Below are 3,502 nucleotides of genomic sequence, written 5' to 3' on the forward strand. Positions count from 1 at the left end.
TAGAGAAAGCGACAGATGAAACCAATGCCCCTCCTCGCGATGAGTCTGGCACTCGCCACGGCCACTGCCGTCTCGGCAGCGCAACCACCCACCGCCATCCCTTCGTCACTGATCACGCCAGACAAGGTCGAAACGCGCATCGGCACGCTCGACTTCAAGGACGGCGCGCCGAGCGCCGCGACGCTGGACAAGGTCTACGACAACCTGTTGTTCACGCACGCCTTCAACGCCTTCGTCAACACCTACCAGGGGGTGAACCAGGCGGCGATGCACAGGGGCCTGCTCGCCGCTGGCGTCAAGGACAACGAGATGATGATCTGGTCCGAGCTGATGGATGCCAAGTCGCTGTTCCTGACGGCCAATGCGGACACGGTCTATTTCTTCGGCTTCATTGACCTGACCAAAGGGCCGATGGTCTTCGAAGCCCCCCCCGGTGCGCTGGGCGTGATCGACGACATGTGGTGGCGCTGGGTGACCGATTTCGGCGCGCCTGGCCCCGACCGCGGCCAGGGCGGCAAGTATCTGATCGTGCCGCCCGGCTACAAGGGCCAGTTGCCGCTCGGCGGCTTCTTCGTCGTGCACGCCAAGACCAATCGTGTCGCCGCCTTTGGCCGCGCCTTCCTCGAGAACAACGATCCGAAACCGGCGGTGGAGACGATCCGCAAGCACACCCGGATGTACCCCTACGAAGTCGGTGGTGTCGGCACCAGCATTGCCGAGTTTCTCACTGGCGATGCCCGGCTCGGCCGCGTCACGGCGCCGCCGGCGATGGTCTTCCACGAAGGCACCGGCAAGGTGATGAACACCATTCCGCCAAGCGACTACAGTTTTTACGAACTCCTCGACGAGACCGTTCAGAACGAGCCGGCAACCACGCTCGACCCCGAACTGATGGGCTCGATCGCGGCCATCGGCATCGTCAAGGGCAAGCCCTTCGCGCCCGATGCGCGCACGAAAAAGATCCTGACCGAGGCGGTGGCGCTGGCCAACGCCACCTCGCGCAGCCTGTTCATGAACCCGCGCGACAAGTCCTGGACCTACTACCCCGACTCGAACTGGCAGAACATGCTGTTCGTCACCGGTTCGGAGTTCGAGACGCCGATTCCGGAGATCACGCGCGAAGGCGTCAAGCCCTTCCCGCCCACCGGCTACCGCACGCTGGACGCGCGCAGCGCCTTCTTCTACGGTGTCACCGGTATCACGCCGGCGATGAGCATGCGTTTGCCCGGCATCGGCTCGCAGTACCTGTGGACGATGGTGGACAAGGACAAGAACTACTTCGACGGCGCCAAGACCTACAAGGTGACGCTACCGAAGGACATTCCGGCCGAGAAGTTCTGGTCGTTCACCTTGTACGACTTCATGACGCGCTCGATGCTCGACACGCCGCAACGCTATCCGCGCGCCGGCAGCCAGAGTTACCCCTCGCCGGCCGCCGAACCCGATGCTGATGGCTCGACGACGGTGTATTTCGCCCCCGAACAGCCCGACGGCGTGAAGCGCGGCAACTGGATTCAGACCATGCCCGGCAAGGGCTTCATGCCGGCGCTGCGCCTCTACAGCCCGCTCGAACCGTTCTTCGCCAAGACCTGGCGGCCGAGCGAAGTTGAGTTGGTCAAGTGATCACGCCGTCCTACTTGGCACACCAGGAGCGAAAATTGATGACCGCACCCAAACAAACGCCGGTGCATCGCCACCTGCTGGCTGCGCTGGCCGGCACCGCATTCGCCGTCGGTACGGCGCTGGCCCAGTCGCCCGCGATTCCGCCGTCGCTCATCACGCCCGACAAGGTCGAGACGCGCATCGGCACGCTCGACTTCAAGGACGGTGCACCGAATCAGGCGACGCTGGACAAGGTCTACGACAACCTGCTTTTCACGCACGCTTACAACGCTTTTATCAACACCTTTCAGGGTGTGAGCATGTCGTCCTTCCGCGACGGCATCGTAAAAGCCGGTGTGAAGGACGGCGAGTTCATCATCTGGCCAAAGCTGCTGGATTCGAAGGCGCTGTTCGCGACGGCGAATGCCGATACAGTCTATTTCTTCGGCTTCGCCGACTTGTCCAAAGGCCCGGTGGTGTTCGAGGCGCCGCCCGGCGCGCTGGGTGTCATCGACGATATGTGGTGGCGCTGGGTGAGCGACTTTGGTGCGCCTGGCCCGGACCGCGGCCTCGGCGGCAAATATCTGCTGGTGCCGCCCGGCTACAAGGGCCAGTTACCAAAGGGCGGATTCATCGTCGTTTATCCGAAGACGCTGCGGGTCGGTCTGCTGGGTCGCGCCTTCATGCAAAACAACGACCCAAAGCCCGCGGTCGAGACGATCCGCAAGTTCACCAAGGTCTATCCGTATGAAGTAGGCGGTGTCGGAACCCCGATCGCCGAATTCCTGACCGGCAAGGCCAGGCTCGGCCGCATCTCGCCGCCGCCGCCGCTCAAGTTCCACGACGGCACCGGCCTGGCGATCAACACCATGCCGCCGAACGACTGGAGTTTCTACGAGGTGCTGAACGATCTCGTGCAACAGGAACCCGCCACCGTGCTCAACCCGGAGCTGATGGGTTCGATTGCAGCGATCGGCATCGTCAAGGGCAAGCCCTTCGCTCCGGATGCGCGGACGAAGAACATCCTGACCGAGGCGCTGGCACTCGCCAATGCCACCTCGCGCAGCCTGTTCATGAATCCGCGCGACAAGTCCTGGTTTCTCTATCCCGACTCTGCCTGGCAGAACATGCTGTTCGTCACCGGCTCGGAGTTTGAGACACCGATTCCGGAGATCACGCGCGAAGGCGTCAAGCCTTTCCCGCCCACCGGCTACCGGACGCTGGATGCGCGTACGGCCTTCTTCTACTACATCACCGGCATCTCGCCGGCGATGGCCATGCGCCTGCCCGGCGTCGGCTCGCAATACTGCTGGGCCACGGTGGACTCGGACAAGAACTACCTCGACGGCGGCAAGACCTACAAGGTGACGTTGCCCAAAGGCATCCCGGCCGAGAAATTCTGGTCGTTCACGCTCTACGACACCATGACGCGTTCGATGCTCGACACGCCGCAGCGCTATCCGCGCGCCGGCAGCCAGAGCTTTCCGACGCCGGCGGCCGAGGCCAGTGCCGACGGCACGACGACGGTGTACTTCGGCCCGACGCAACCCAAGGGCGTCAAGCGCGGCAACTGGATCCAGACCATGCCCGGCAAGGGATTTTTCCCGATGCTGCGCCTCTACAGCCCGCTCGAACCGTTCTTCACGCAGCAGTGGCGGCCGAGCGAGGTCGAGCTGGTGAAGTGATCCGGCGGATTCGCAGGTGAAACACGCGGGCCGCATTTACCAGGCTGCGGCCCGCCCTTCCTCAAGCCGTCGCCTGTGGAACAGCACGATCCCCGAGCGGCCTGGCTGCTGAGTGTGCCTTGCGGCCACCTTTCAAGGAAAAGCGTTCCGCTCGGCGAGAGCTGCCGGGCTCCACGGCCGACACGTGGCACGCACCCCCACCGTCATTGCGAGGA

General features: G+C 63.6%; 2 protein-coding genes. Both read left to right on the forward strand.

What is annotated here, in order from left to right:
* Positions 1-15 precede the first annotated feature (15 nt).
* Complete coding sequence (locus RUW20_RS00350) at positions 16-1,623, forward strand: DUF1254 domain-containing protein (protein WP_313950198.1); 1,608 nt, start codon at positions 16-18, stop codon at positions 1,621-1,623.
* A gap of 38 nt (positions 1,624-1,661) precedes the next feature.
* Positions 1,662-3,287 carry a DUF1254 domain-containing protein gene (locus RUW20_RS00355; RefSeq protein ID WP_313950199.1) on the forward strand — a complete coding sequence of 542 codons (1,626 nt, stop codon included), beginning with the start codon at positions 1,662-1,664 and terminating at the stop codon, positions 3,285-3,287.
* Positions 3,288-3,502: the final 215 nt, after the last annotated feature.

It is taken from the genome of Accumulibacter sp., assembly GCF_032229525.1.
In the GTDB taxonomy this organism is placed as follows: domain Bacteria; phylum Pseudomonadota; class Gammaproteobacteria; order Burkholderiales; family Rhodocyclaceae; genus Accumulibacter.